Source organism: Pseudorhodoferax aquiterrae (genome assembly GCF_014652235.1).
GTDB classification, from domain to species: Bacteria; Pseudomonadota; Gammaproteobacteria; order Burkholderiales; family Burkholderiaceae_C; genus Pseudorhodoferax; species Pseudorhodoferax aquiterrae.
Genome location: NZ_BMYK01000084.1, coordinates 1 through 924, shown reverse-complemented (window position 1 = coordinate 924; position 924 = coordinate 1). Strand labels below are relative to the sequence as shown.

The window sequence follows — 924 nt, the reverse complement described above, 5'->3', positions numbered from 1 at the left end:
GGTAGCGCTCATTGAGACCGCCGTGCCAAGCCTGAAGGAAGAGCCCCGTGCTGATGTGCAGCGCTACGACCAACTGAGGGAGACACGCCCATGAGCACCGAGATCGTCACGCGACTGAAGGCCCTGAAGCTGCACGGCATGGCTGCCAACTGGCCGGAGCTGCTCGCGCATTGCCGCCATGCCGCGCTGGAACCGGAGGCGCTGGTCGACCAGCTTCTGCGGGCCGAGGGGGCCGAGCGGCAGGTCCGCTCGATCGGCTACCAGATGAAGGCTGCGCGCTTCCCTGCGCATCGGGATCTGGCGGGCTTCGAGTTCGGCAACAGCGCCGTCGACGAGGCGCTGGTCCTCAAGTTGCACAGCACGGCCTTCACCGAGACAGCGCACAACGTCGTGTTCATCGGCGGGCCTGGCACCGGCAAGACGCATCTGGCCACGGCGCTGGGAGTGCAGGCGATCCAGTGCCATGGCAAGCGGGTGCGCTTCCACTCGACCATCGAGCTGGTCAACGCGTTGGAGACCGAGAAGGCGGCAGGCAAGGCAGGCCAGATCGCGCATCGGCTGATGTACGCCGATCTGCTGATCCTGGACGAGCTGGGCTACCTGCCGTTCAGCCAGGCCGGCGGAGCCCTGCTGTTCCATCTGCTGTCCAAGCTGTACGAGCACACCAGCGTCGTCATCACGACCAACCTGAGCTTCAGCGAATGGAGCAGCGTGTTCGGCGACGCCAAGATGACCACGGCGCTGTTGGACCGGCTGACCCACCACTGCCACATCGTAGAGACCGGCAACGAATCCTGGCGCTTCAAGCACAGCAGCTCGACCGCGGGAACGCGGCTCAGGCCCCCGCGCCGACGAGGCGCTCCAACCAACGAGGAGAAACAGACTCAAACTACTGACGCAGGCACTGTAGAGTAGCCTGGGGGT

At 65.3% G+C, this 924-nt stretch carries 1 protein-coding gene; it reads left to right on the top strand.

The annotated features are described in order from the left end of the window. Positions 1 to 90 precede the first annotated feature (90 nt). Positions 91 to 915 (top strand): IS21-like element helper ATPase IstB, encoded by an 825-nt coding sequence (gene istB / locus IE209_RS33625; RefSeq protein ID WP_189691199.1) that lies wholly within the window; start codon positions 91 to 93, stop codon positions 913 to 915. The last annotated feature ends 9 nt before the right edge of the window (positions 916 to 924 follow it).

Excerpts from the sequence above, each read along its gene's own strand:
- istB (WP_189691199.1), top strand. The coding sequence starts at position 91 with ATGAGCACCGAGATCGTCACGCGACTGAAGGCCCTGAAGCTGCACGGC.